23 protein-coding genes are annotated in these 26,833 nt (G+C 72.5%); 16 read left to right on the forward strand and 7 right to left on the reverse strand.

Annotated elements, in window-relative coordinates:
• Positions 1-11: 11 nt before the first annotated feature.
• The gene (locus JKJ07_RS02135; protein WP_202989437.1) at positions 12-1,781 is read right to left on the reverse strand and encodes an AfsR/SARP family transcriptional regulator; all 1,770 of its coding nucleotides are present in this window, start codon (positions 1,779-1,781) and stop codon (positions 12-14) included.
• A 116-nt stretch (positions 1,782-1,897) separates the two neighbouring features.
• Positions 1,898-3,061 (reverse strand): epoxide hydrolase family protein, encoded by a 1,164-nt coding sequence (locus tag JKJ07_RS02140; RefSeq protein ID WP_202989438.1) that lies wholly within the window; start codon positions 3,059-3,061, stop codon positions 1,898-1,900.
• A gap of 122 nt (positions 3,062-3,183) precedes the next feature.
• Between JKJ07_RS02140 and JKJ07_RS02145 the strand changes: the two genes are divergently transcribed.
• Genes JKJ07_RS02145 through JKJ07_RS02165 form a run of 5 tightly spaced genes read left to right on the forward strand, consistent with a single transcriptional unit; the run spans position 3,184 to position 7,779 of the window.
• Positions 3,184-5,715, forward strand: coding sequence for an ATP-binding protein (locus tag JKJ07_RS02145; RefSeq protein WP_202989439.1), 2,532 nt, complete (start codon positions 3,184-3,186; stop codon positions 5,713-5,715).
• 13 nt (positions 5,716-5,728) lie between these two features.
• A complete protein-coding gene (locus JKJ07_RS02150) occupies positions 5,729-6,037 on the forward strand; it encodes an ArsR/SmtB family transcription factor (RefSeq protein WP_202989440.1) in 309 nt (102 codons plus the stop codon).
• A 54-nt stretch (positions 6,038-6,091) separates the two neighbouring features.
• Positions 6,092-6,523, forward strand: coding sequence for an alcohol dehydrogenase catalytic domain-containing protein (locus JKJ07_RS02155; protein WP_202989441.1), 432 nt, complete (start codon positions 6,092-6,094; stop codon positions 6,521-6,523).
• Positions 6,490-6,819 carry a zinc-binding dehydrogenase gene (locus JKJ07_RS02160; protein ID WP_202989442.1) on the forward strand — a complete coding sequence of 110 codons (330 nt, stop codon included), beginning with the start codon at positions 6,490-6,492 and terminating at the stop codon, positions 6,817-6,819. Before JKJ07_RS02155 ends, JKJ07_RS02160 begins: the two co-directional genes overlap by 34 nt.
• Before the next feature lie 3 nt (positions 6,820-6,822).
• Positions 6,823-7,779 (forward strand): LysR substrate-binding domain-containing protein, encoded by a 957-nt coding sequence (locus tag JKJ07_RS02165; RefSeq protein ID WP_202989443.1) that lies wholly within the window; start codon positions 6,823-6,825, stop codon positions 7,777-7,779.
• Here the strand turns inward: JKJ07_RS02165 and JKJ07_RS02170 are convergent.
• Both JKJ07_RS02170 and JKJ07_RS02175 read right to left on the reverse strand, forming a co-directional pair.
• Positions 7,749-8,303, reverse strand: coding sequence for an NADPH-dependent F420 reductase (locus tag JKJ07_RS02170; RefSeq protein ID WP_202989444.1), 555 nt, complete (start codon positions 8,301-8,303; stop codon positions 7,749-7,751). The two genes, JKJ07_RS02165 and JKJ07_RS02170, sit on opposite strands and share 31 nt — an antisense overlap.
• A 119-nt stretch (positions 8,304-8,422) precedes the next feature.
• Entirely contained in the window at positions 8,423-8,851 is a 429-nt protein-coding gene (locus tag JKJ07_RS02175) for a nuclear transport factor 2 family protein (protein ID WP_202989445.1), read from the reverse strand.
• Positions 8,852-8,978: 127 nt separating this feature from the next.
• Here JKJ07_RS02175 and JKJ07_RS02180 point away from each other — a divergent pair, with 127 nt between their 5' ends.
• From JKJ07_RS02180 to JKJ07_RS02220, 10 genes are all read left to right on the forward strand, one after another.
• Positions 8,979-9,497 (forward strand): SRPBCC family protein, encoded by a 519-nt coding sequence (locus JKJ07_RS02180; RefSeq protein ID WP_202989446.1) that lies wholly within the window; start codon positions 8,979-8,981, stop codon positions 9,495-9,497.
• A gap of 186 nt (positions 9,498-9,683) precedes the next feature.
• Positions 9,684-10,502 (forward strand): helix-turn-helix transcriptional regulator, encoded by an 819-nt coding sequence (locus tag JKJ07_RS02185; protein ID WP_202989447.1) that lies wholly within the window; start codon positions 9,684-9,686, stop codon positions 10,500-10,502.
• A 12-nt stretch (positions 10,503-10,514) separates the two neighbouring features.
• Positions 10,515-13,013 carry an ATP-binding protein gene (locus JKJ07_RS02190; RefSeq protein WP_202989448.1) on the forward strand — a complete coding sequence of 833 codons (2,499 nt, stop codon included), beginning with the start codon at positions 10,515-10,517 and terminating at the stop codon, positions 13,011-13,013.
• A 151-nt stretch (positions 13,014-13,164) separates the two neighbouring features.
• Positions 13,165-13,500 (forward strand): alpha-amylase inhibitor, encoded by a 336-nt coding sequence (locus tag JKJ07_RS02195; RefSeq protein ID WP_202989449.1) that lies wholly within the window; start codon positions 13,165-13,167, stop codon positions 13,498-13,500.
• 95 nt (positions 13,501-13,595) lie between these two features.
• Positions 13,596-16,574 carry a discoidin domain-containing protein gene (locus JKJ07_RS02200; protein ID WP_202989450.1) on the forward strand — a complete coding sequence of 993 codons (2,979 nt, stop codon included), beginning with the start codon at positions 13,596-13,598 and terminating at the stop codon, positions 16,572-16,574.
• Positions 16,571-18,013: a PQQ-dependent sugar dehydrogenase gene (locus tag JKJ07_RS02205; protein WP_236028178.1), complete on the forward strand. Its 1,443-nt coding sequence runs from the start codon at positions 16,571-16,573 to the stop codon at positions 18,011-18,013. The genes JKJ07_RS02200 and JKJ07_RS02205 overlap by 4 nt, the downstream gene beginning before the upstream one ends.
• A complete protein-coding gene (locus tag JKJ07_RS49505; protein WP_236028180.1) occupies positions 18,007-18,453 on the forward strand; it encodes a hypothetical protein in 447 nt (148 codons plus the stop codon). Before JKJ07_RS02205 ends, JKJ07_RS49505 begins: the two co-directional genes overlap by 7 nt.
• Positions 18,454-18,574: 121 nt before the next feature.
• Positions 18,575-19,579, forward strand: coding sequence for a LacI family DNA-binding transcriptional regulator (locus tag JKJ07_RS02210; RefSeq protein WP_202989451.1), 1,005 nt, complete (start codon positions 18,575-18,577; stop codon positions 19,577-19,579).
• A gap of 50 nt (positions 19,580-19,629) precedes the next feature.
• Positions 19,630-20,265 (forward strand): alpha/beta hydrolase-fold protein, encoded by a 636-nt coding sequence (locus tag JKJ07_RS02215; protein WP_307834094.1) that lies wholly within the window; start codon positions 19,630-19,632, stop codon positions 20,263-20,265.
• Positions 20,266-20,276: 11 nt separating this feature from the next.
• Positions 20,277-20,702 carry a MerR family transcriptional regulator gene (locus JKJ07_RS02220; protein ID WP_202989452.1) on the forward strand — a complete coding sequence of 142 codons (426 nt, stop codon included), beginning with the start codon at positions 20,277-20,279 and terminating at the stop codon, positions 20,700-20,702.
• Here JKJ07_RS02220 and JKJ07_RS02225 read toward each other — a convergent pair.
• A complete protein-coding gene (locus JKJ07_RS02225) occupies positions 20,678-21,622 on the reverse strand; it encodes an NAD-dependent epimerase/dehydratase family protein (protein WP_202989453.1) in 945 nt (314 codons plus the stop codon). The genes JKJ07_RS02220 and JKJ07_RS02225 overlap by 25 nt on opposite strands.
• Before the next feature lie 35 nt (positions 21,623-21,657).
• Positions 21,658-22,875: an MFS transporter gene (locus tag JKJ07_RS02230; RefSeq protein WP_202989454.1), complete on the reverse strand. Its 1,218-nt coding sequence runs from the start codon at positions 22,873-22,875 to the stop codon at positions 21,658-21,660.
• Positions 22,876-23,098: 223 nt separating this feature from the next.
• On the opposite strand from JKJ07_RS02230, the gene JKJ07_RS02235 reads away from it, so the two are divergent.
• A complete protein-coding gene (locus JKJ07_RS02235) occupies positions 23,099-26,098 on the forward strand; it encodes an ATP-binding protein (protein WP_202989455.1) in 3,000 nt (999 codons plus the stop codon).
• On the opposite strand, the gene JKJ07_RS02240 is transcribed toward JKJ07_RS02235, so the two are convergent.
• Positions 26,059-26,736 carry a response regulator gene (locus tag JKJ07_RS02240; protein ID WP_202989456.1) on the reverse strand — a complete coding sequence of 226 codons (678 nt, stop codon included), beginning with the start codon at positions 26,734-26,736 and terminating at the stop codon, positions 26,059-26,061. The two genes, JKJ07_RS02235 and JKJ07_RS02240, sit on opposite strands and share 40 nt — an antisense overlap.
• Between the last annotated feature and the right edge of the window lie 97 nt (positions 26,737-26,833).

Below are 26,833 nucleotides of genomic sequence, written 5' to 3' on the forward strand. Positions count from 1 at the left end.
CCCCGCCACAGTCATAAAACGGACCCTATGGCGCAGTGCCGCCCGTACAGGCCCGCCAGCAGGCTCACCCTGTACAGGTCGTGGTTGAGCTGCTCGACCAGGTGCACCCCGACGAGGCGGTCCAGCTGCTGGCGTACGGCGGGAATGGGCAGCGTGGCCACCCCGGCCGCCTGCTCCGTCGTGAACGCGCGGGTGGTGTGCGCGGACAGGCACCGCATCAGCTCGGCCGCGTCGGGATCGAGCCGCCGATAGGACCAGGAGAGCGAGCGCGGCAGGTCGCCGGACGCGCCGTCACCGGCGTCGAGCGCGGCCAGCCGGCCCGCCTCGCCGGACAGCTCGGCGATCCACGACGCGGGCGACACGTGCGGCAGCCGGGCCATCCGCTCGGCCAGAATGCGCAACGCGAGCGGCGTACGGTCGCAGAGCTCGGCCAGCCGGGCCGCCTCCTCGGTGCGCGGGTTCATGCCGAGCAGGACGGGCGCCTCCGCCGGCTCCAGACGGGGCACGGTCACCCGCACCGCGCCGTCGTGCACCACCAGGCCGCGCAGCTGATTGCGGCTCGTGATCACGACGACGACACCGGCCGCTCCGGGCAGCAGGGGGCGCACCTGCTCGGCGTCGAGCGCGTTGTCGAGCAGGACGGCCAGCCGGCGGTCGGCCGTGAGCGTGCGGAACAGCTGGGCCCGGGCCGCGACCCCGCACGGCAGCTCGGCCTCGGCCACGCCCAGGTCCCCGAGCAGGGTGGCCAGCGCGTCGGCCGGCTCCAGCGGCGGCTCGTCGGCATAGCCGCGAAGGTCCACATAGAGCTGCCCGTCGGCGAAGTCGGCCGCGTTGTCGTGCAGCCACCGCAGCGCCAGGGCCGACTTGCCGATGCCGGCCGGCCCGTCCAGCACGACGACCCCGGCCTCCTCGTCGCGATGCCAGTCGAGGGTGGCGAACTCCTCGGCCCGCCCCACGAAATGCGGCGGTCCGGCCGGCAACATCCGCGGCACCGCGGGCGGGGCCGGCGCGACGTGCACCGGGGCGGGCGCGGCGGCTGGTGACAGCAGCGGGTGGTGGCCGGAGCCGCGCAGGATCTGCTGATGCACCTCGCGCAGCTCCTCGCCCGGCTCGACCCCGAGCACGTCGATGAAGCGGTGCGACAGCGTCTGATACGCGCTGAGCGCCTCGGCCTGCCGCCCCTGCCGATACAGCGCGGCCATCAGCTGCACCCAGAACCGCTCGCGGAACGGGTGCTCCATGGTCAGCCGGCGGAGCTCGGGAACGAGGCCGTCGGCCTGGTGCAGCCGCAGGTCGACCTCGATACGCCGCTCCAGCGCGAGCAGCCGCCGCTCGTTGAGCGCCGGCAGGTCCATTTCGTGCAGCCAGGGCGATGCCACGTCGGCGCACGCGGGGCCCCGCCACAACCCGAGGGCCTCGCGCAGCAGGCGGGCCTGGTCGGCCGGCCCCGGCGCGGCCGAGGCCTCGTCGACGAGCCGGTCGAAAACGTGCATGTCCAGTTCGCCGGGTTCGACGGAGAGTGAGTAACCGGCCGGGCCGGTGACCACCGAACCGGGCCACGGCAGCTCGTGCCGCAGGCGGACGATGTTGGTCTGCACCACGCGGCGCAGCGAGTGCGGAGCATCCCCCGACCACATGCGCTGAGCCAGCTGCGCCACCGAGAGTTGCTGGTTGGCGTGCAGCAACAGGGCGGCCAGCATGGTCCGCACCTTGCCCCCGGTCACCGACCGCGTCTGCTGCTCGTGCTCCACCAGCAGCGGGCCGAGGATCTGATACCGCATGCCCACCTCCCCGTGAGGCGCCGCCCGCCCAGAAGGGCACCGTAGACATCTCGGCGCGACCCCGCTACCCCACTGCCCCGAACGGCCCGGCCGCACCGGGCCGTTCGGGCCGGCGGTCACCGCAGGGGACGGAAGGCGGCCCGCACCTCGGCCGCGAACAGCTCCGGCTCCTCCCACGCGGCGAAGTGGCCGCCCCGCTCGGCCTCGCCGAAGTAGTTCAGCGTCGGGTAGGCCTGCTCGGCCCAGCTGCGCGGGGTCCGCCAGATCTCCCCGGGGAAGGCGCTGAAGCCGACCGGGACCCGCGGGTCGGGCAGCGGGGCGTTACCCGCGGCCGAGCCGTCCGGCCCGTACGCCTCCCAATAGGACCGGGCCGCCGACGTGCCCGTGCCGGTCAGCCAGTACGCGGTGATGTTGTCGAGGATGTGGTCGCGCGTGAGGTTGCCCGAGACCTGGCCCTCGACGAACGCGCGGGCGATCTTGTAGTACGCGTCGGTGTCGTGGTCGATCATCCAGGCGGCCAACGCGACGGGCGAGTCGAGCAGGGCGTACCCGATGGTCTGGGGCCGCGTCGCCATCTCCACGAAGTAGCCGTTGCCGCTGGTCTGGAACGTCTTGAGCGCGGCCAGGGCGGCCTGCTCGTCCGCCGTCTCGTGGGGCAGCGAGGCCGGGTCGTTGAGCGCCGTCACCAGCAGGTTGGTGTGGATCCCGGCCAGCCCGTCGAGCCCGAGCCGCCCCATCGCGTCGGTCACTCCGGCGCCGACGTCGCCGCCCTGAGCCACGTAACGGTCGTAGCCCAGCCGTTCCATGAGCGCGCCCCACGCCCGCGCGGTCCGCACGAGATCCCAGCCGGTCTCGGCCGGCTCCCCCGAGAACCCGTAGCCGGGCAGCGACGGCAGCACGAGATCGAACGCGTCCTCGCCGGACGGCGGATCGGTGAGCGGCCCGATCGAGTCGAGCATCTCGATGACCGACCCCGGCCAGCCGTGCGTCATGATCAGCGGTAGCGCGTCCGGGTGCTCGGACCGCACATGGACGAAGTGGATCGTCACCCCGTCGATCTCGAGACCGAACTGCGGCAGCGCGTTGAGCCGCGACTCGACCCGCCGCAGGTCGTACTCGGTCGCCCAGTAGCGGCGAAGCTCCTGCATCACGGCCAGCTGCACCCCCTGCGTACGGTCGTCGACCAGCTCGCGGCTCGACCAGCGCGTCGCGGCCAGCCGGCGTTGCAGGTCGTCGAGCGCGTCCTTGGGCACTTGCACGGTGAAGGGTTGGATGGTCATGTCCGGACCTGCCTCTCCACGAACCCGGCGTGAACTCACCCCCAGTTTCGTCGCGCCGGGCCCGGGCGCGACGAGCGACTAAAGTCAGGTTCAGCACATCCGGACAAGTCGATGGGGTGACGATGCCGCCGGCTGAGCAACCGCTGCCCGACCCGGACCAGGCTGCCGGCCTGGACGATGTGGCCGAGCGGCTGCGCGCGCTCAAGGCGGCGGCGGGTGACCCGTCGTACGACACGATCAAGGACAGGGTGAACGCGGCCTGGACCGCGGCCGGGCGCCCGGCGCGGGAGCTGACCCACCGGACGACCGTGGCCGACTGCTTCCGGCCCGGGCGGCGGCGGCTCAACGCGGATCTCGTCGTGGCCGTCGTCGCGGCGTTGCACCCCGATCCGGCGTACGGGGAACGCTGGCGCCAGGCCTTGCGCGCGGTCGGCGCGGAGATCGACGCCGGGTCGCAGGTGCGGGTGCAGGAGGAGCTGCCGCAGGATCTGGTCGAGTTCACCGGACGCGCCGACGAGCTCGACCGGTTGCGACAGGCGCTCGGCGACGCCGGGCGGAGCGGCAGCGCGGTGGTGATCTCGGCGATCGCGGGGATGGCCGGCGTCGGCAAGACCCAGCTCGCCGTGCACGCCGGTCACCTGCTGATCCGGGCCCACGTGGTCGACCGGGTGCTCTTCGTCAACCTGCGCGGCTTCCACCCCGATCCGGGCCAGCCCCCGGCCGATCCGGCGGCGGTGCTCGACGCCTTCCTGCGCCTGCTCGGCGTGTCCGGCCATCGGATCCCGTACGGGCTGGAGGACCGCGCCTCGGCCTACCGCGGTCGCCTGGCCGGCAGCCGCACGCTCGTCGTGCTGGACAACGCGGCCACCGCCGAGCAGGTCCGCCCGCTGCTGCCCGACACGCCGGGCTGCCTGGCCCTGGTCACCAGCCGCCGGACGTTGACCGGGCTCTCCCCCGCCGCCGTCGCGCTGGCCGTCGACGTCTTCACCCCCGGCGAGGCGGCGGCCTTTCTCAGGGCCAACCTCACGCAGCCGGACCCGGGGGCGGTCGACCGCATCGCCGCCCTCTGCGGCTATCTTCCCCTGGCGTTGAGCCTGGTCGCGGGGCACATCCGCAGCTTCCCGCACTGGACTCTGACCGATCACGCCGACCGGCTGGCCGAGCGCCACCGCAACCGCCGCCTCGACTCCGGCGTCGAGCTGGCCCTCGATCTGTCCTATCAGGATCTGCCGGCCGAGCAGCAGCGCCTGCTGGGCCTGGCCGCGCTGCACCCGGGCCAGGATTTCGACGCGTACGCCGCGGCCGCGCTGCTCGGCACCGACCCGCGCGCTTCGCTCGGCGCGCTCCTGCGGGATCACCTGCTGCAGGCGACCGCGCCCGGGCGCTACACGTTCCATGACCTCGTGCGGGCGTACGCGACCGATCGCGCCCACGACCAGATCGCCCCGGCCGCCCGCCGCGCCGCCCTGACCCGCCTGTACGACTACTACCTGGCCACGGCCGCGGCGGCGATGAACACGCTGCACCCGGGCGAGGCGCACGAGCGGCCGCCGGTGCCGCCGTCCCCGGTGCCCGGCCCCGGCCTGACCGACCCGGGGGCCGCCCTGGCCTGGCTCGACACCGAGCGGCCGACCCTGGTCGCGATCGTGGCCGGCACGCCGGGTCACGCCGTCCGGCTGGCCCGCACCCTGTCCCGCTATCTCAAGGGCGGCCACCACGGCGACGCGCTGACCGTGCACGGCCACGCCCTGCGGGCCGCCCGCGACGCCGGTGACGTCATCGGTCAGGCGTACGCGCTCAACGGTCTCGGCGTCGCCCACCGGCGGCTCGGCTCGCCGAAGCGGGCGACCGACGACCTCGAGGAGTCGCTGGAGCTGTTCCGCCGCACCGGCGACGCCGTCGGGCAGGCGGCCGCGCTGTACGACCTGGCCACCGTCATGCAGTGGGTGGGCGACTATCCCGGCGCCATCGACTACAAGCGGCAGGCCCTCGAGCTGTATCAGGCGGCCGGCGACCGGGTCGGCGAGGCCAACATGCTCAGCGGCATCGGCCTCGTGCTGGAACGCGCGGGCCGGTTCGCCGAGGGCATCGACTACTGCGAGCGCGCCCTCGCCCTGGACCGCGAGCTCGGCAACAAGGGCGGCGAGGCCCAGGCGCTGAACATCCTCGGCGACATCGAGACCCGCGCCGGCCGGCCCGAGGCGGCCGCCGAGCACCTGCGCCAGTCGCTGGCCCTGTTCCGCGAGATCGGCAACCGCAACAACGAGGCCGGGGCGCTCGACAGCCTCGGCATCCTGCACAACCACCTCGGCCGCCCGGAGGAGGCCATCGGCTACTTCGAGCCCGCCCTGACCCTGTTTCGTGAGCTCGGCAACAAGGGTGGCGAGATCGGCGCGCTCAACGGGCTGGGCGAGGCCGCCCGGGCCGCCGGCCGCCTCGACGACGCGCTCGTCCACCACGCCGACGCCCTGACTACCGCGATCGACGTCGACATGCCCGACGAGCAGGCCTTCGCCCAGGCCGGCCTGGGTCACGCGTACCGCGCCCGGGGTGACGAGGACCGGGCGCGCGAGCACTTCCAGCAGGCGCTGAGCCTCTACACCGCGCTCGGCATCCCCGAGGCCGACGAGGTCAGGGCCCTGCTGGCCGAGTGATTACTGTGAGGGAGTGAACCTCGACCCCCTGGCCGTGACCCGCGCTCTCTCGAACGAAGTCAGGTTGCACGTCCTGCAATGGCTGAAGGACCCGGCGCGGAACTTCCCTCCCCCGGACGACGACGCCGCCGAAGGGGTCGGTGTGTGTGTCAGCGACATCCAGCGCAAGGCCGGGCTGGCCGCTTCCACGATGTCGGCGCACCTGTCCGTGCTGCACCGGGCGGGGCTGGTCCGGGCCACCCGCGCCGGCCAGTGGACCTACTACCAGCGTGACGAGGATGCGATCAAGGCCTTCGCCGGCTGGGTGATGACAGAGCTCTGAACCCGGGGGTAGCATTTCGGAAGTTCGCGAAATGCAGAAGTAAGGAGCCCTCTCATGCGCGCCATGGTCATGACCGACTTCGGCCCCGCCGACAAGGTCTTCGTCCAGGACGAGCTCCCCACCAACGCCCCGGGCCACGGCGAGCTGCTGGTGCGGGTCCACGCCACCTCGGTCAACCCGCTGGACCTGCAGATCCGGCGGGGCGACTACCGCGAGGACACCCGGCCGCCGCTCGTCATCGGCTACGACGTCTCCGGCGTCGTCGAGCAGGCGGGCGCCGGCGTGACCCGCTTCAAACCGGGGGACGAGGTCTGGTATCTCGCCCGCTTCTTCCACGGGCCCGGCGCCTACGCGGAGTATCACGTCGTCGAAGAGTCGATCGTGGCCCGGAAACCGAGCTCGCTCAGCCACGTCGAGGCCGCGAGCCTGCCCCTGGTGGCCGGGGCGCCGACGTGGTGCTGGACACGCTGGGCGCGGAGACGCTGACGAACAGCCCGCACCTGCTGGCCCCCGACGGCCGCGTGGTCAGCATCGTCGACACCGCCCAGCCGCAGAACCTGCTCGCCGCCTGGAACGTGAACGCCTCGTACCACTTCCTCTTCACCAGGCCGTCAGCGGAACGCATGGAGAAGCTCGGCCGCCTGGTCGACCGCGGCCTGCTGCGCCCGGTGGTGGGCGCGGTCCTCCCCCTCACCCAGGTGGCCGAGGCGCACCTCATCCTCGAGGGCCGCTCCGACACCCCCCGGCCGCGCGGCAAACTCGTCCTCAACGTCGCGGACTAGGCTTTGCCCATCGAGATCAGCCCGCGTGCCTTCCGCTACTTCCTGGCCGTGGCCGAAGAACTCCACTTCGGCCGCGCCGCGGCACGCCTCTACATCTCCCAGCCGTCGCTGAGCCACCAGATCCGCAAGCTCGAAGAGGATCTCGGCACCCCGCTCTTCGTCCGCTCCAGCCGCCGGGTGCAGCTCACCGCGGCCGGCCGGACGCTGGCCCAGGAGGTGCCGCCCGCCCTGGCCGCGCTGGAGCACGCCGTCGAACTCACCCGGCTGGCGGGCTCGGGGAGAACGACGACGATCCGGCTGGGTTACACACCCGTCGCGAGCTTCGGCACGCTCACCTCGCTCCTGGAGGCGATCGAGGCGGATCACCCCGAGCTCACCGTCGACGCTCGCGAGCTTTTCAGCGCCGAGATTCCCGTACGGCTTCAAGCCGGCGACCTGGACGTCGGTCTCGCCCTGTTCCCGCCGGCCCCGGACGGGGTGGCCGGCGAGCCCGTCCGCGCGGAACGCGTCTCCGCGATCCTCGGCGCTCGCCACCGCCTGGCCGCCGCGACGGTGCTCCCGCTGGCCGACCTGCGGGACGAGACCCTGCTGCTGTTTCCCCGGCACCTCGCCCCGGCGTACTACGACGGCATCGTCGCCGCATGCCACCAGGCCGGGTTCACGCCCCGGCTGCGCGCCTTCGACGAGCCCCCGGTGAACGCCATGCTCTCGCGGCTCGCCAGCGGACGCGAGGTCGGCCTGGCCCCCGCCTCGTTCACCGAACACGCGGCGAAGGCGGGCACCGGGGTCGTCCACCGCGACATCGTCGACCCATCCATCACCGCGGAGTTCTCGGTGCTGTGGCCCACGACCGACCCGTCACCCGCCATCACCGGCGTCATCGCCACCGTCCGCCGGCATGCCCGGCTCCACGGCTGGCTGGGCGATCCTCAGAGCTCCGCGGGCGCCGCCATCCGATAGACGAACGGCCCGAGCCCGCCCTGCGCGATCGCGACGACGGCGTGCGCGAGGCTCTCCTGGGTCGCGGCCATGCTCAGGTCGCCCAGCCGGACGGCCTCGTAGCCGGCGTCGAGACTGAGCTGCTCGACGAGGCGCCGGGCCTCCTCGTCACCGGACCACAGGTTGCTCGGCCGCACCCGGGTGCCGGCGATCTGCCCGTACAGGGCGGCGATGTTGGTGTTGAACACCTTCGCGGTCGGGCCACCGGTCACCGACTTGACGTACTCGGCGTTCGACGGGAAACCGGCCGGCGGCTTCACCTCGCCGTACAGGTTGGTGGCATCCAGGATCGTCTTGCCCGAAAGCCCGGTCACCGACGCCAGCGCCGCCTGCACGGCATCTCCGGGAACGGCGAGCAACACCGCTTCGGCGGCGCCGGCATCGCCACCCGTACGCCCGAGCCGCTCCACCTTGTGCCCGGCCCGCTCCCACAGATCGGCCAATCCCCCGCCGATGTTGCCCCGTCCGATAACGGTGATGTTCATGGTGGTCCCCCTGCAAGTCCAGGCGCGCCTGTCGCGCAACGAGAAGGACACTAAGTCGGCCCTCGGACAGAGGTCCAAGACGAAAACGAGCACCGATCGATAGGGATTGCCTATCGATCTCAGCCCAGGGGCAGGCCGGCCAGGAGGGCGTACGTGATGGGGTTGGCGTATTCGTCGATGTGCACGATCTGCCCGTCGCGCGTCTCGATCTTGAAGACGTAGACGTTCCGGTATGCGGCATCGGTGCCGGCCTGCACGAGATCGCCCTCCGCCTGCAGGAACACGGTGTTGCCGTCGTCGGTCACCGAGTAGCGTTTGCCGGCGAGAAGCACGCGCGAGAAGTTCGTGACGATGGTTCGGAGATAGTCGAGCACCTCGGCCTTGCCGGTGAAGACATAGAACGGCTCGGGCTTGCCGGTGTTCGAGTAGGGAATGACCTCCACGACGTCGTCCGCCAGGTAGCGGTCGATCAGCGAGATGTCGCGGGTCTCGAGCGCCTCGAAGAAGGTCTCGGCGAGTTGTGTTGCGGTGGGTCGGTCGTTGCTCATGATCGCTCCCGGTCCGGCTGGATGTGATCTTGAGTGTCGGCAGCGCGAACGGCGGCATCCAGGCTCAAGTGATCCCCGGATCTTTTGTGCCTGCCGCCCGTCGCCGTCCGTGCCGCAGGGTGGGAGCATGACGATCAAGCTTCTTATCGGCGCCGCCGACCACACCATTCCGATCACCGTGCAGCAGCGGAGCACCCTGGCGCCCGCCGACGCCTTCCGGCTGATCATGCCCATCGACCTGGCGACCGTGTTCAAACCGGTCTGGCCGTTCCCCGGGATCCGGTCGATCGCCAACCAGACCGAGACCTGGGACCACCCCGGGCCGACCCGCAATCCCCAGTTCGACGACGGATCGCAGGCCGACGAGCAGCTCACCGAATGCGTCGACGGCGTCAGTTTCGCGTACCAGCTGACCGGGTTCACCAACGTGCTCGCGAACCTGGCCTCCGGCGTACGGGGGGAATGGAATTTCAACCCGGACGGCGCCGGCACGCTGATCCGGTGGACCTACGAGTTCAAGCCGCTGCCGGGCCGGGGATGGATCGTCGCGGGCCCGTTCGCCCCGCTCTGGCGGCGATACATGGTGGCCGCGCTCGATCGGATGGTGCAGTCGAGCGAGGCGGCGCTGCGAAACCCGGCCGCCTGAGCAACCCCGTCCCGATGTGGCACAGCGGCGGCAGGCCGGGCGGACCGGCTGAGCGGAAAGTCCTTTAGGCCGCTTTCTGGATCTTGCACAAAGTGCTCATCCGGCCGAGCAAAACCCTCCTATACGGTGGGAATCGCCGATCGGCCGACGCCGCCGGCGTTCGCACATCGAGCGGCGGAGGGTGACGTGGATCGGGCGCAGCTGGCCGATTTTCTGCGGGCCCGCCGCGAGGCACTACAACCGGAGGATGTGGGGCTGCCGCGCGGTCCCCGGCGGCGGACCACGGGGCTGCGGCGCGAAGAGGTGGCCGCCCTGGCCGGCATGTCGGCCGACTACTACGGCCGGATCGAGCAGCAACGCGGCCCGGTGCCGTCCGGGCCCATCCTCGCCGCGCTGGCCCGGGCCTTGCAGCTCAGCCCGGGCGAGCGGGACCATGTGTTCGCGCTGGGCGGGCATTCCGCGCCGCGCCAGGGCGGGGATGACAGCCGGCCCAGCCCCACCATGCGGCGCATCATCGAGCGTTTCCCCGACGCTCCGGCGCTGGTCTTCACCCGGCTCGGCGAGACGCTGCTGCAGACGCGGCCCGCGGTGGCGCTGCTCGGTGACTACACCCGGTTCAGCGGCATGTCGCGCTACCTGGTCTATCGCTGGTTCACCGATCCGGCGGCGCGCGAGCTGTACCCGGAGGAGGATCACGCCAAGCGCGGCCGTGTCTTCACCGCGGAGCTGCGTGCGGCGTACACCGCGGACCCGCACGGCCGGGCCCGGGAGATCGTCGCGGAGCTGCTGCGGGTGAGCCCCGAATTCGCCGAGGTCTGGAAGTTGCACGAGGTGGGCGTCGTGCACCACCTCGATCTGAAGCGCTACCGTCATGCCGAGCTGGGCGAGCTCGAGCTGTACAGCCAGCTGCTGATCGACCCCGACCAGGCCCAATATCTGCTGGTCCTCACCGCTCGGCCCGGCTCGCCCAGCGACGAGAAGCTCCACCTGCTGTCGTGGTCCTAGCCGGAGGCGCGGTTGTCCCATCATGAAGAGGACGGGCTCGAGTCCTATCTGCGGCAGCTGGCGGCCGTGGTGGAGGCCGCGAACAGCTCCGCGGGGACGGCCGGGGTCGCGTCGGCGCTGGCCGAGGCGCAACGCGTTGCCGCCTGGGGCCTGCGCGAGGCCGTACGCCTGGGTCGCGAGCGGGGGCTCAGCTGGCGGCAACTCGCCGAGCTGCTCGACATCCCGGCCTCGACGCTGCACCGTCAGTACCGCAGCGGGGCCGCCATCCTGACGACCACCGAGTCACCGCCGGAGCTGCCCGGCGCGCCGCCGAGCGCTTCGCGCGGGACGCCACCGGCGTACGACGTTTTCGTGGGTCGCGAACGCGAACTCGCCGACCTGTCCGCCCTCGTGCACCAGGCCCGCCTGCTCACCGTTATCGGCCCGGTCGGCGTGGGCAAGACCAGGCTCGCCGCGGAGCTGGCCCGGCGCGTCGAGCCCACCCTTCCCGGCGGGGTCACCTGGGTCGACCTGGCGCCCGTGACCAAGCCGTGGCACGTCGCGACGGCGGTGGGCGCCACCGACCGCTTCGCCGATGCCGGGGCGGCCCTGCTGGTCCTCGACAACTGCGAACACGTCATCGACGCGGTGGCCGAGGTCGTGGCGAAGCTGCGGGCCGCCGCGCCGGAGCTGCACATCCTGGCCACGAGCCGAGAGGCCCTCCGTACGCCCGGGGAGACCGTCACGGAGCTCGAGCCGCTCCGCGCCGACGCCGTACGCCTGTTCAGCACCCGGGCGCGGGAGGTGAACCCCGGCTTCGACCCGGACCCGCACGCCGTCATCATCGCGGAGATCTGCGACCGGCTCGACGGCCTGCCCCTCGCGATCGAGCTCGCCGCGCATCACCTGGACGTCCTGACGCCCGAGGCGTTGCTGTCCGGCCCGCCGGCACGACTCGACCTGCTCGTCGACGGCCGGCGCGGGGCGATCGGTCACCGGCGCGGTCTGCGCGACGCGATCCGGTGGAGCTACGACCTGCTGGACGACCGGGAGCAACAAGTGTTCGCCCGGCTCAGCGTCCTGCCCGGTGGCTTCGACCAGCGCAGCGCCGCCGCCGTCACGGCCGACCTGGGTCTGACCCGGCCGCAGTTGTGGGCGCTGCTGGCGAGCCTGGCCCGCAAGTCGATGATCGCCACCGACCCCCGGCATCCGGGCCGCTTCCGCATGCTCCAGTCGCTCCGGGCGTACGGGGAAGCGGTCTTGGTCGACGCCGGCGGCCTCGGCGCGGCGCAGAACCTGCTGCTGAACTGGCTCGCCGCGTTCGAACTGCGGTTGCGGGACAGCCCGCGGGGTGACGACCTGACGATCATCGAGCACCAGGTCGTCGCCGAACTCGACAACCTCCACCACGGCGTGACCGTCGCCGCCGCCGGCCGCCACCCCGCCCACCCGGCCCTGGCCCTCCTGCTCGCGCGTTTCCTGGCCAACGTCTTCGATCTGACCGAGGTCGGCCGGCTGCTCGCCGACGTGCTCGACGACCCGGCAACGCCGCCGCTCCCCCGCGCGCACGCCCTGGTCTGGCTCGCGAAGAACGACGCCCGCCGCGGCGATCACGACGCCGCGATCCGCCACTCGACTCTCGCCCTCGAACTGGCCCGCGGGCTCGACGACGTCGGCTCGCTGGCCCTCGCGCTCACCAGTGTCATGATGACGCGCGGCAACACCGGCGACCTCCCCGGCGGCATCCGGGCCGGGCAGGAGCTGATCGCCCTGCTGCGGCAGCGGGACCGCGCGGAGATGACCGGGCAGATCCTCACCAAGCAGGCCTGGCTGCTCATGGCGAGCGGCGACCTGGTGGCCGCGCGCGAGGCGATCACGGAATCCATGCGACTCTTCGAGGCAGGGGCCGACCCGTCGCTCCCGCCGGCCGCCCGCTTCGCCAACCACTACGGCATGACACTGCTGCACAACGCGGCCATGACAGCCGTGCTGCAACGAGACGACGTGGCCGCCGCCGAATACCTGACGGCCGTCCTCACCATGCCGGTGCCCGACCGCGACTACGTGCTCGGCGCCATCGAATGCGCGGCCGTCCTCGCCGCACGACGTAAGAAGTACACGCTGGCGCTCACCCTGATAGCCGGAACGACGTCGGTGGGCCACCCGGTGCACGCACGCTGGGAACGCCAACTGCAAGCGACGACCGAGGCGGCCCGCCGGGCCCTCGGCCCCAGCGCGGCCCGGGACGCCTCCGCGGACGGCTCGGCCATGACCGTGGCCCAGCTGATCGACCTCGCACTCACGGGCGACCCGCTGCTCGACGAGGATGTGAGCGGCGCCTTGACCCGCCGCGAGCTCGCCGTGGCCCGGCGGGTGGCCGACGGGCTGACCAACGCCCACATCGCCAAGGAACTCCACGTCAGCACCCGTACGGTCGCCGGCCATCTGGCCAACATCCGCAGGAAACTGGGCGTGCGGGGGCGGGTCGAGGTGGCTTTGTGGGCCGCCCGTAACAGCAATCCGTTGTCCTAGCTCGAAGGCCTTGGATCCGCCGACGGGTTGAGCGAGCTACCGCGTAGGTTTACCCCGTTCATCCACCTGTCGCCGGACGCGTGCGAGTTATGGACGTCGATACGTTTTGTGGCGCCCGAAAGCAACGCACCGTGACAGCAAGGAGAAACCGATGCGTATGACGACCAGGACCCTGCGCGCGTTCGCCATCACCGGGGCGGCCGGTGTGGCCGCGTTGAGCCTGTCCGCGCCCGCCGCGCAGGCCGCGCCGGCCGGGGAGCCGGGGGTGGGCATCGCCGCCGCGTGCGTGTCGCTGACCAACACGTACGTCAGTGGCTCGAGCAAGTACGCCACGGCGAAGAACATCTGCGCGGGCACGTACTCGGTCAAGTTCGTCGTCAACAACTGGCCCGACACCAGCTGCTTCTCGATCGGCGGCTACGGCACCGTCACCCGCCGCACCGGGGGCATCTCGAGCCCGGCCGCCGCGCGTACCGCTTACTGCTGACGAGGAATGGCTGCGGCGTTCGCGCCGCAGCCATTTGTTCATGAACGATCCGTAGATATTGACGGGCTTGAAAGTGTTCGGAGAGCATGCGCTCTATGCCCACTCGACGCGCACTCCTTGCCCTGATCGGTGCGGCCGGCGGCGCCCTCGCCCTGCCCCTTCCCGCGCCGGCCGTGGCGGCGGACCCGGTCGCCGACGAATATCACCGGCTGCTGCTCGCGCACACCCGCTGGGTGCAGCAGCAGTGGGATGCGGCGACCGGCGCCTATCGGGCGGACGATTTCCGGTTCGCGGCCGTGCTCGGCAACGCCGTGCTGCTGACCACCGACGGCTACGACGCCGCGCTGGCCGGGGTCGACGCGGCCACCCTGCGGCAGCACACCCTGGCCACCATCACCCGGTTCGCGGCCACCAACCGGCTCGCCGGCGGCACCGAGTGGGGGCAGCGCCTGTTCTGGGATTCGACGTTCGAGTTGTATTTCGTGCTCGCGGCCCGCCTGATGTGGGCCGATCTCGACGCCGCCACCCGCGCCGACGTCGACCGCATCGCCCGCGGGCAGGCCGCGTACGCGTACGGGTTGGGCACCGGCAACGACCCGCTGAGCGGCGCCTGGACCCCGAACGGCGGCACGGGCGGCTATCGCGGCGACACCAAGCTGGAGGAGATGGGCGTCTACGCCCAGGCCATCGCGCCCGGGCTGGCGTGGGCCCCCGCCGGTGACGCGGAGGCGGCCCGCTGGCGGGAACGGTTCGTGTTCTGGGCGGCCAACGCGAGCGGGCTGCCCGCGGCCGACCGGGCCAACCCGGCGCTCGTCGACGGCCGGGCGGTCAGCGCGAACACCGCCCACAATCTGCACGACTCCTTCGTGGTGGAGAACCACGAGTCGGTCAACCCGCACTACCAGGCCGAGTTGTGGCGCACCGCCGGGCGGGCCGCCGCGCATTTCCTCGCCGCCGGTAAGCCGTTGCCGCAGGTGCTCACCCGCCAGCCGAACGGCCGCGAGCTGTGGGCGACCTTGCGCCTGCTCGCCAGTGACGCCGGCGAACCGGTGATGCCGATGGTCGCCGACCGCTACCACCTGTACGGCCGGGACGTCCTGCCGCTGGCGTTCCTCGCGCAGGTGCAGGGCGACCGGCACGCCGCCCGGGCCGAGGCCGACCTCGCGGCCCGGCTCATGCCCTACCTGCGTTACGCCCCCGACTATCGGCTGACGAAGTTCAGCGGCGAGGAGAAGTACGAGCCGGAGGCCCGCGCCGAACTCGCCATCGCGTTCCTCTTCCACCGCTGGCGGACGACGCCGGTGCAGCCGGTGACCAGCAGCGAGTTCTTCGCCGCGGCGGCGGGCGTCCGCACCTTCGGCCCGGCCGTCGGCCTGACCGCGCAGCAGACCGAGGCCGGCTTCGCGGCCGCCGTGACCAAGCCCGGCCACGTCGGCTTCCTGTGGCAGCCCGGCCACGACAACTGGCTGATCGACACCCGGGCGCCCGCCTTCCTGCCGGCCCTGACCACACCGCCGACCCGCACGTGGACGGCCGCCTACATTGCGGCCCGCGACGGCGCCGACGCCACAGCGACCGTGCTCGAGACCGCCGCCGGCTGGGCCGGTTACGCTACCCTGCCGACCGGGACGGTCGTCTACTCCGGACCCGGCCCGTCCTCGCTGACCCTGTTCAACCTGAGCATGCCCGGCGTGCCCGGCCTCGACGGCAACCGCTCGTTCACCGGCTCGGCCGGCACCGTGACCCCGGCCCCGGGGCTCGGCGACGGCGGCACCGACAAGGTCACCTTCGCCGCCCGCGCGGCCCGGCACGTCCGGTTCCTCGGCCGGTCCGCGTCCGGCCAGTACGGCTACTCCCTGTTCGGCTTGCAAGCGTTCGACACCGGCGGCACCGATCGCGCCCTCGGCCGTACGGTGACCGCCTCTTCGGCCGATCCCACATATCCGGCCGCCAACGCCGTCGACGGCAACGCCACCACCCGATGGGCCGTCGCCCGCGAGGAGCGTGGCCGCGCCGACAGCTGGCTCGCCGTCGACCTCGGCGCCACCGTCCAGCTGACCGGGGTCACCCTGACCTGGGAGGCCGCGCACGCCACGTCGTACCTGGTGCAGACCTCCCTCGACGGCACCACCTGGAGCACCGCCGTGGCCGCGCCGAGCACCTCGAACCTGGGCGCCTGGGCCGTCATCGACGGCCGGGCCGGACTGGTCGCCCACGGCGCCACCGGCTCCATCACCGCATCGTCCACGCTCGTCACCCTCCCGCCCGCCACCCTCATCGAGGGGTATTGCGGCGCCGGCACCGACCTGGCCGCCGCGGCGAGTCGCCGGCTGCCCACCGGAGGACCGCCGACCCTGCGGCTCAGCGACGCCGACGGCTTCCTGACCCTGCTCAACCTCTCCTCGGCGCCGATCACCGGTGCGTTGCTGACCCTGCCGCGCGGTGACCGCCTGTATCGAGGGGTTTCCGTGGCCCGCCCCGACGGGGGTCTCGATCTCACCGCGTCGGTGCCCGCCGGCGGCGGCGCGGTCCGGGCCGTCCGGTTCACCCTCACCGGACGCGCCCCGGCCGGCACCCGGTTCTCCGTCGCCGACTCGCACCACGTCGCGATCACCGCACCCGCCGGCGCCGCGGTCGACGTGACGCTCACCGCGGGCGCCTGGTCGGCGCGCGCCCAGGTCCCCGGCGGGCAGAACCGGAGCTTCGCCGTGCCGGTGACCGGACCGGTCACCCCCACCACGGACCTGGCCCGCGGGCAGACCACCTTCCCCACCTCCCCGCTGCCGGCCGGCATGGGCGAGCCGTCGCACGCCGTCGACGGCGACCCCGGCACCGCCTGGCGGCCCGGCCCGAACGGGCGGATGGTCGTCGACCTCGGCGCCTCCCGTGCCGTGGCCACTGTCTCGCTGACCTGGACCAGCGGCCCGCGCCCCACGGCCCGTCTCGAGACCTCCCCCGACGGCGTGACCTACGCCCCCTTCACCGGAGCGACCTCGGCCCGGTACGTCGCCGTGGCCGTACCCGGCTGGACCACCGGCAACGCGGAGCTCGCCGAATTGGCGGTGACCGCATGAAGAAGCTCGTCCTCGCGGTGGCGGTCCTCATCCTGTCCGCCGCTTCACCCGTGGCCGCCGCCCCACCCGGTACGCCCGTGGCCGACCCGGTGCGCACCGAGCCGGTCACGATGGGCCTCGGCGTGGTGCTGACCCAGTACGCGCAGTTCCCGCAATCCCAGCCCGACCCGGCGCCGACCGACCCGCGGCTCATGCGTACCGCCCGGATCAACACGATCATGGAGATGCCCGACGGCTCCGGGCGGCGCGCGGTGCCCGATCTCAACGGCAAGCTCTACCTCGTACGCGATGGGGTGCCGTCGGTGTTTCTCGATGTGGCGGCGCAGTTCCAGCCCCAGTTCTTCTCCGGCCGCGGCCTCGGTCAGGGCTTCGGCTACGTGACGTTCCACCCCGGCTTCCGCACCAACGGCTTGTTCTACACCGTGCACAGCGAGGAGTCCGCGCAGACGACGGCCCGGCCCGACTGGCAGCAGTCCGGCACGTTCCTGCACAACGTCGTCACCGAGTGGCGGGCCACCAACCCGGCCGCGAACACGTTCGCCGGCACCCGCCGGGAGGTGCTGCGCCTGGGCTTCGGCGGCCAGATCCACGGCATTCAGGAAATCAATTTCAACCCGTTCGCCAAGTCCGGCGACCCCGACTACGGCCTGCTCTATCTGGCGGTCGGCGACGGCGGTCTCGGCGTGGGCAACACCGAGCCGCAAAACCTTTCCCTCCCGTACGGCAAATTGCTGCGCCTGGATCCGCGCGGTACCGATGCGGCCAATCACAAGTACGGCATCCCGCCGCAGAACCCGTTCGTCGGCCGCGCCGGTGCGCTCGGCGAGGTCTACGCTTACGGCTTCCGTGACCCGCACCGGTTCAGCTGGGACAAGGCCACCGGCCGGATGTATCTCGGGCACATCGGCGAGAAGACCATCGAGGCCGTCTACGAGGTGCGGGCCGGGGACAACCTCGGCTGGAGCAACCGCGAGGGCACCTGGGTCTTCGACCGGGCCGCGACCAACCCCTGCGACCGCCTCTACCCGCTGCCCGCCAACGACGCCCAGCTCGGCTACACCTATCCGGTCGCCATGTACGACCACAACCCGCCGCCGGGCTGGAACTGCACCGACGACGTCGGCGTAGCGATCGCCGGTGGCTTCGTCTACCGGGGCACGGCCCTGCCCGCCCTGCAGGGCAAATACGTCTTCGGCGACCTCGTCGACGGCCGGCTGTACTACACCGAGGCGAGCGCGATGGTCCGCGGCGGCCCCCTGGCCACCATCCACCGCCTGCACGTGTTCGACGCCGCCGGCACCTCGGTGCGGATGCGGGATCTCTCCGCTCCCGGCGCCCCGGGCGACCCCGACCGGGTCGAACCGGCTCGGAGGTCGTGCTCGCCCAGCCCGGCACCGCCCGCCCGGGCCCACGCCGCCCCCACGAATACGCCGTGCTGACCGCGGGTCCGCGTTTCGGCGCCGTCGACGTCACGGCCGACGTGCGCATCGACACCCCGGTCGAGGTCACCAACCGCGACGTCATCATCGTCTTCGGCTATCAGTCGGACACGCAGTTCTACTACGCCTCGCTGTCGACCGACAACAAGACCTACCCGCACAACGGCATCTTCAAGGTCGACAACGCCGACCGGGTACGCATCGACTACCAGTGGAACGGCCGCTCCCGTGGGGCGAATCCGTCGATCACCGACACGAACTGGCACACCGTACGGGTCAAGCACCTGCCCGCCACCGGCGAGATCGCCGTCTATGTCGACGGGGCCGCCAACCCGCGGATGACCGCCGTCGACAAGACGTTCCGCTCCGGCCGGGTCGGATTCGGATCGTTCGACAACATCGGACGCCTGCGGTCGTTCCAGGTGACCGGCACACCATAACTATTAGTATTGATTACTGTCGTCGGGTCAGCTTAGGGTCCGTTTCATAACTGTGGCGGGGCTGCGGCGTCTGCGAGCCCTGTTCGCGAGAGGGCCGCCACGGCTGATGAACGGACCCGACATGGCAACGATTCGTGATGTCGCGCGGCTGGCGAAAGTATCGGCCGGCACTGTCTCGCGGGTCCTCAATCACAGCGACAACGTCAACGAGGACCTGCGACGGCGGGTGCGCGCGGCCGCCGCGGAGCTGGCTTACACGCCACCGGCCCGCGGCGACTCGACCGTGGTGTCCACGATCGGCTTCCTGCTCGCGAGCGCCTACCTGCCGGCCCAGGACGACCTCATGAACCCTTTCTGGCGGCAGGTCCTGCGCGGCGCGGAACGGGAGGCGGCGCGGTGCGGCATCCGGCTCCGCTACCGCACCCTCAACGCGGACACCGCCTCCGCCGGGCTGGACGCGGTGCTGCTCGTGGGGTCCGCGACGGACGAACTCCTGGGTGCCGTTGTCGGCCTGCGGATCCCGACCGTCCTGATCGACTTCAAGTCCCGGCACTACGCGACCGACTCGATTCTCTCCGACGGCCTCGACGGCGCCCGGGTCGCGGTGGAGCACCTGCTGGCCAACGGTCACCGCCGGATAGCCTTCGTCGGCGGACCGATGACCAGCCCGGAAGCCGGGATTCAGGCGGTGCCGGCGCTGCAACACCGCTACCTCGGCTACCGCATGGCCCTCGCGGCCGCCGGCATCGCCTTCGACCCGGCACTGATCGCGCCGTGCCACCTGCGGCCCGACGATGTCACCGCGGCCACCGGCGCGCTGCTGAGCCGGACCACCTGCACCGCGATGTTCTGCGCCAACGACCAGACCGCGGCCGGCGCGATACGCGTCCTGAACAGTGCCGGAATGCGCGTTCCGCAGGACGTCTCCGTCATCGGCTTCGACGACGAGATCGCGCCGCACACCACCCCGCCCCTGACCACCATGCGCGTCGCTCAGGCAGCGATGGGCCGCATCGGCGTACGCCGGCTGCTGGCTCGGGCCAAGAACCCCGGCGAACCGCCGTTCACCATCACCCTGCCCGTCGACCTCGTCGAGCGGGCCTCCGTCGTACGGCACCGCTCTTGAATGGTTTTATCGACGTGTCGTCATCGCCGCCGAACGGAGGCACGGAAGCTGTGCTCGCGGGCAATCTGATCACCGAGACGCTCGACTTCGACGGTGGGCGGCAGGTCACCGCGTACATCCCGGCGGGTGCCGCCGAGACGGTCGTCTTCACCGGTGACGGGCAGTCGGTCCCGGCGTGGGCCGGGGTTCTGGAAGCAGCGGACCTGCCACCCACGATGATCGTCGGGGCGCATCACGCCGAGGACGAGACACTGCGGCTGCATGAATACTCCCCGGGCTTCGATCCGCGGCGGTTCGCGGCCCACGAGCGGTTCTTCGTCGAGGACGTACGGCGTTGGGCCGCGACCGGTCTGCCCGCGAGCCGGACCGCGGTGTTCGGCGCCTCGGCCGGAGCGGAACTCGCGCTGGCGCTGGGGCTGCGCCATCCCGACGTCTACGGCGCGGTCCTGGGCGCCTCGCCCGGAGCGGGTTACCGGCCGCCCACCCCACTTCCCGTACGGCTTCCGCAAACCTACCTCGTCGCGGGCACCGGGGAGCCGTTCTTTCTGGCCAACGCGACCCGGTGGGCCGACGCCCTCCGCGAGGCCGGTGCCGAGGTCGTCATGACCGAGCGGGCCGGCTCCCACGGCGATGCCTTCTGGCAGGACGAGTTTCCGCTGATGGTGGCGTGGGCGTCCGGACGCTGACGGGAGGGATCATGGAAGACATGCTGACGATCCAGGAGATGTCGCGGCGGTCCGGGTTCAGCGAGGCGACCCTGCGCTATTACGAGCGGATCGGCCTGCTCGGCGCGGTCGACCGGGATTCGGCCAGCGGCCACCGGCGGTACGACGGCGGCGTGGTCGAGCGGGTGGAGGCGCTGGCCTGCCTGCGGTCGTCCGGAATGTCGATCGACGGCATGCGCACCTATGTGCGGCTGCTGGGGGAAGGCGAGGCGGCCGGCGAGCTGCGCGACCTGTTCGCCGAGCAGGCCGGCCACCTGGCCGCCGAGCTCGACCGCCTGCGCGTACGGCTGGAATACCTGCAGCTGAAGGCCCAGCTCTGGGATGCCCGCAGCCGGGACGACACGGCCGCCGAAGCCGAGACGGTGCGCGAGGTTCAGGAGGTCGTGAGGGCCTTCTGAAGGCTCTCCACGGTGTCGGCGATGGTGGTGGCCACGTCGCGTGGTTGCCAGCCGAGGATCCGCCGGGCCTTCTCGTTGCTGATCTCCGGGAGTTGCGGCGGCTCGCCCGGCTGTTCGGTGACCGGGGGCGCGCCGGGCAGGAGGCGGCTCAGGCCGGCGTAACTGATCGGCCGGCCGCTGACGGCGATGAAGCGCTGCCCGGCCGCCGCCGGGTTCAGCATGGCCCGCAGGTGCAGGTCGACCACGTCGCGCACGTCGACGACGCCGAAATACTGCCGCGGCACGACGGGCATCGAGCCCTCGAGCATGGCCTTGACGAGGCCGATCGACGCGGACAGCTTGTGATCGAGCACGGGGCCGAAGATGCCGGTCGGGTTGATCACCGCGAGCTCCAGGCCGGGCTGGTCGGCGACGTAGTCCCAGGCGGCGCGCTCGGCCACCGTCTTCGAGCGGATGTACGGCGGCAGGTCGTCGTCCGGGTTCGTCCAGTCGTTCTCGTCGTAGCGGCCGCCGGGCTTGGCCGAGTAGCCGACCGCGGCGTACGAGGAAGTGAGAATCACGCGTCGCACGCCCGCCGCGCGGCCGGCGGCCAGCACCCTGAGCGCGCCGTCGCGGGCGGGGACGATCAGCTCGTCGGCGTCGCGCGGCTGCGTGGCCGGGAAGGGCGAGGCGTGATGCCAGACATAGCGGACACCGGCCAGCGCTTCGTCCCAGTGGGCGTCGTCCGTGAGTTCCGCCGTACGGAATTCCAGCCGCTCGCCGGGGTCGAAGGCGAGCCGGGCCCGGACCTCGTGCTCCTGCTCCGGGCGCCGGACCACCGCCCGTACGGAATAGCCTTCGGTCAGCAGCCGTACGAGGGAGTGGCCGCCGAGGTGGCCGGTGGCGCCGGTGACCAGGATCGGTGCTGTTGTGTCGTTCATGGTGACCGAGTGTTCGCGCCCTCAAGCGCTTGAGGTCAAGAGTGAGCCGGCACACCCTCGGGGGTCGTCGCCCGTCGCCACGAGACCGAGATCAGGGCGACCGCGATCGTGCCGAGCACGCCGCTGGCGCCGATCACGACGGCGGGGGCGAGGCCCGCCTCGACCACGGCGCCGGCCACCAGGAAGCCCAGGCCCTGGACGACCAGCAGGCCGGACGCGGCGACGCCCATCGCGCGGCCGCGGAACTCGGGAGCCACCCGGCGGACGAAGACGGCGTTGAGCGGGGCGCCGAACGAGGCCCCGGCCCCGGCCGCGGCCAGCAGGATCAGCACGATCACCAGGCCGGGGGCGAACAGGGCCGGGATCAGCGCGGCAGTGGAGAGCAGGGCGGCCGGCACGATCATCCGGTCGCGGGTCTCGGGCGACAGGACCCGGGTCAGCACGAGCGCGCCGGCCAGGAAGCCGACGCAGGGCGCGGCCAGCAACAGGCCGGCCGCCGCGGGGCCGCCGCCGAGCTCGACCGCGTACGGGTAGGCGATGGCCTCGGGCGCGAAGGAGAACGCGCTGGCGATCCAGACCAGGGCCAGGCAGGTGCGCAGCCACGGATCGGCCAGGATGTAGCGGATGCCGTCGCGGGTCTGGGCCAGCAGCCCGCTCGTCTCGCCCTCGGGCAGCGCGGCCGGGCGGTTGGCGACCCCCACCGCGATCAGCAGGGCCGACAGCGCGAAGGTGACCGCGTTGCCGGCCAGCGACCAGACCGGGCCGACGGCGGCGACGATGACCCCGCCGGCGACGAAGCCGAACAGCTGGCTCAGCTGCGAGGTGATGTTGCTCAGGCCGTTGCCGGTGATGTAGGCCTCGCCGGGCAGGATCTCCGGCATGACGGCCGCGCGGGCGGCGACGAACGGCGGCGAGAACAGATGGGCCGCGTACAGGAGCACGATGGCTAGCCAGAGCGGCAGGCCGGGCACCGCGACCAGGGCGATCAGAACCGCACGGGCCAGGTCACAGCCGATCAGCACTGCGCGGCGGGGCAACCTGTCGGCGTACGTGGAAAGAATTGGTCCCCCGAAGACGCCGGGGAGCCAGGCGCTGGCGTAGGCGATCGCGGAGAGCAGCGCGTTGTTCGTCCGGTCGAAGACGAGCACCGCCACGGCCACCGCCGCCACCTGATCGCCCAGGTAGGACAGCACCTGACCGCCGTACAGGAAGCGGAACTCCCGATAGCCGAACAGCTCGCGATAGGTCGCCACGACACCCCTCGAGATAGCAAAAGGTGCCGCCCGACGTCCCGGGCGGCACCGTCCCCCGTCATGCTAGGGCTTCGTCAGCCCCAGGTCTGACCCTTGCGGCCCCAAGACTGGCCTCCGGCGTGCGTGCTCATGTCACTCCCCTTTCGTCCGGCACGAGTACTGGTGAGCGACGTTACGAGGCGGCGATTACCGATCTCTTACCGTGACCGTGGATGATCGACAGATGTCGGTGGAGGTCAGGGTGCTCGGCACCGTCGGGCTGGGGCACGACGGTGAGTGGCACGCCCCGCCCAGCGGTCTGCTGCGGGCCCTGCTGGCCGCCCTCGCCGTGTCCACCGAGGAAGTGTCGGCGGCGGCCCTGATCGAGACGGTGTGGGAGGGCTCGGCCCGGGAGGCGACCGTCGCCGTGGCCGTGCACCGGCTGCGGCGCTGGCTGGCCGAGACCGTCGGGGAGGCGGCCCGGGTCACGCGGCCGACCAGCGGTTATCTCCTCGAGATGCCCAACGGCGGCACAGACGTACGGCGGTTTCGCGCGCACGTGACCGCCGCGCGCGGGCCGGAGCTGGGCGACCGGGAGCGTGCCGGGCTGCTTACGGAGGCGCTCGCGGTCTGGCGTGGACCGGCGCTCGACGACGTGCCGCCGAAGTTCACCCTGGACGCCGTGGTGTCGCAACTGGAGGGTGAGCGGCTCACCGCCACCACGGAGCTCGGCCGCACCCTGCTGCGTCTGGGCGAGCCGGGCCGGGCCGTGGAGCTGCTCACCGCGGCGGCCCGCCGGCACCCGCTCGACGAACTGGTGCAGGGCCTGCTCGTCGAGGCGCTCGACCGGGCCGGGCGCCAGGCCGAGGCGCTGCGCACGTATCGGACGGTCCGCGACCGGCTCGTCGACGAGCTGGGCGTGGAACCCGGCCCCGAGCTGCACGGGGCCTACCTGCAGGTGCTGCGGCAGGATCCGGCGGCGACCCCGGTGCCGAGCCCGGAACCGCCCGTGCCGGCCCAGCTGCCGGCCGACGTCGCGCACTTCATGGGTCGCGAGGACGCCCTGCGTGCGATGGACCTGCACTCCGGCCGGCACGGCGGTCCCCCGGCCGGCATCTCGGTGGTGACGGGCACCGCCGGAGTCGGCAAGACGGCCCTGGCCCGGCGCTGGGCCCACCGGTCGCGGGCGCGGTTCCCCGACGGGCAGCTCTTCGTCGACCTGCGCGGCTACTCCGACGGCGCCCCGGCCGACCCGCTCGACGTGCTCGGCACCCTGCTGCGGGCCCTCGGCCTGCCCGCCGACCGGGTGCCGGCCGCCCTCGAGGAGGCCGCTGCGGCGTACCGGACCCGGCTGGCCGACCGGCGCATGCTCGTCGTGCTGGACAACGCCCGCTCGGCCGACCAGGTGCGCCCGCTGCTGCCCGGCAGCGCCTCCTGCCACGTGGTCGTGACCAGCCGGGACAGCCTGGCCGGGCTGGTCGCCGTGGAGGGCGCGCGGCCGGTCACGCTCGGGCCGCTGACCGCGGCTCAGGCCGGACGGTTGCTGGCCGGGCTGCTCGGCGAAGACACCGTGCGGGCCGAGCCGGAAGCCGCGCGGCGGCTGGCCGAGATCTGCGCCTACCTGCCGCTGGCGCTGCGGATCGTCTGCGCCCGGCCCTCGGCGAGCCTGGCCGAGCGGGTGGCGGCCCTCGACGGCGGGGATCGGCTGGCCGCGCTGGAGCTGCCCGGTGACGAGCGGGCCGGGGTGGCGGCGGCGATCCGGCACTCGTACGACGCCCTGCCGCCCGCCGCCCGGCGGCTGTTCCGGCTGCTCGGGACGGCGCGGGTGCACGACTTCACCGAGGCGGCTTTCCCGGGGCTCGGCACGCTGGCCGCCGCGGGTCTGCTCGAGGAGCGCCGGCCCGGCCGGTTCGCCCTGCACGACCTGCTGCGTGATTACGCGGCCCGGCTGCCCGAACCCGAGCGCGACGCGGAGCGGGCGAGGCTGCTCGACTGGTATCTGACCCGGGCGCGAGCCGCCACCCGGCTGCTCTATCCGCACATCTGGCAGATGGCCCCGGCCGACCCGGCGAGCGACCGCGAGGAGGCCCTGCGCTGGCTCGACGACGAGCGGGCCAACCTGGTCGCGGTGGCCGGCACCGGGCCGCACGCCTGGCTGCTGGCCGACGCGCTGCGCGGCTACCTCTGGCACGGCGACCACCACACCGAGTGGCGGGCGCTGACCCAGGCCGGGCTGGCGGCGGCCGAGCGCCACGGCGACCAGTTCGCCCAGGCGGTGATGGCCCGCGGCCTGGCCCAGCTGGCCACCGAACGGCGCGCGCCCGACGCGATCGAGCAGCAGCTGCGGGCGCTGGAGCTGTGCCGCCGGTGCGGCTGGCGCGAGGGCGAGGCCCAGACGCTGGGCGGGCTCGGCCGCAGCTACAGCGAGATCGGCCGTCCCGCCGTCGCCGTCTCCTATCTGGAGCAGGCCCTCGAGATCACCGAGGCGATCGGCGCCGTCGCCGGGACGGCGGCCACCCTCGGCAACCTCGGGATCGTGGTCGTCGAGCTGGGTCAGCTGGCCCGCGCGGCCGAGCTGCACGGCCGCGCGCTGCAGCTGTTCCGGGCGATGGACGCGCGCCCGGCGGTCGCCAACGCGCTCAACAACCTGGCCACCGCGCTGTGGTCGCTGGGCCGCGCCGACGAGGCCCGCACGCTGCTCGAGGAGGCCCTGACGCTGACCCGCGAGGCGGGCGACGGCGGCAGCGAGGCGTACGCGCTGGGGGTGCTGGCCCGCATCGAGACCGACCCCGACCGGGCGCTGCGCCACGCCCGCGACGCCCTGGTGCTCGTGCAGGTGGCGGGCGACGAGCGGCAGCAGGCCGAGATGCTGTGCGAGCTGGGCGCCCTGCATCTGGAACAGCACGACACCCGTACGGCCCTGGACTGTTTCCGCCGGGCCGCCGCGCACGCCGAGCACGCGACCAGTCCGCTGCCGGGCCTGCGGGCGCTGGTCGGGATGGCCGCCGCCGAACACCGGCTCGGCAACACCACGGAGGCCGACTCCCTGGTGCGGCGCGCGCTGACCGGCTGCCAGGAGCACGGCTACCGGATCGTCGAGGGTGAGGCGTGGACCGTACGGGCCGAACTGGACCTTGCTCGCAACCGCCCGGCCGAGGCTCGCGCCGCCGAGGAACAGGCCCTCGAGGTGTGGCGCGAGACCGGTCATCGCCCGGCCGCCGGGGTGACCAGGCCGGTCTCGTAGGCGAGCACGACCACCTGGGCCCGGCTGGTCAGCCCGAGCTTGGTCATCAGCCGGTTGAGATGCGTCTTGACCGTGGCCTCGCCGATGAACAGCGTCTCGGCGATCGCCTCGTTGCCCGCGCCCGTGGCGACCAGCCGCAACACCTCCAGCTCGCGCGTGGTGAGCTCGGCCAGGTCGGCGTGGGCGCCGGGCCGGGCCGGCATTCCCACGTACGCCTCGACGAGCCGCCGGACGACGCTGGGCGCGAACAACCGGCCGCCCCCGGCGGTGATCCGGATCGCGTCGAGCAGGCCCTCCGGCGAGATCTCCTTGAGCAGGAACCCGCTGGCCCCGCAGCGCAACGCCTCGGCCACGTGCTCGTCCACGTCGAGCGTGGTCAGGATGATGACCCGCGGGGCCGGGCCGGGCTCGCCGTCGAGGATGCGGGCGGTCGCCGTGAGCCCGTCCAGCTCGGGCAGGTGCACGTCCATCAGCACCACGTCGGGCCGCAGCGCCCGGGCCAGCCGCACCGCCTCCACCCCGTCGGCCGCCTGCCCGGCCACCTCGACACCCGGCGCCGCCGTGATCAGGGCGGCCAGGCCACCCCGGATGAGCGGCTGACTGTCGGCCACCAGCACCGTGGTCTTCGATCCGGGCACACGCGCTCCTCGAGTCGGGTGAACTCGCGGTAGTTTGGCCCGGTCCGGTTGTGGGATTACTGTGGCCGCCCCGCACTCAGTCTGGTTGTGCGATTAC

The sequence above is a fragment of the Paractinoplanes lichenicola genome, from assembly GCF_016785085.1.
In the GTDB taxonomy this organism is placed as follows: Bacteria; Actinomycetota; Actinomycetes; order Mycobacteriales; family Micromonosporaceae; genus Actinoplanes; species Actinoplanes lichenicola.